The organism is Blautia sp. DFI.1.216, from assembly GCF_020594215.1.
Classification (GTDB): Bacteria; Bacillota; Clostridia; order Lachnospirales; family Lachnospiraceae; genus Blautia_A; species Blautia_A wexlerae.
In genome coordinates this window covers 1-285 of record NZ_JAJDML010000220.1, presented here as the reverse complement: position 1 = coordinate 285, position 285 = coordinate 1, and the positions used below count along the sequence as shown (strand labels likewise).

The 285-nt window shown below is 45.3% G+C and carries 1 pseudogene; it reads right to left on the bottom strand.

The window, feature by feature from the left end:
* A pseudogene (locus tag LJE11_RS20995) lies at nucleotides 1–285 on the bottom strand (ATP-binding protein); the annotation flags it as partial.

Here is a 285-nt window from a genome sequence, read left to right as displayed (position 1 = left end):
GAGAGCCGATAGTCTGCAAAAAATCATGTCCTTTCGGGACTAAAGGCGTGTAAAACTCACTGATAACGCTTGTTCCCACATCACAATATCCACGCCCCTTGATACGCTTCTGAAAAAACTGCTTTTTCACATCTGAACCAAACAGCATACCGTAACCTAATTCGCTGATACGCCCAAGTCCCACACGGAAATTGAAGTTATCTCTGATACCGTCCGAGAAATACTTTGCGTCTGGACGCTGGCAGGCAACGATAAGGAAATAACCTGCTTGTCGCCCTAACATAA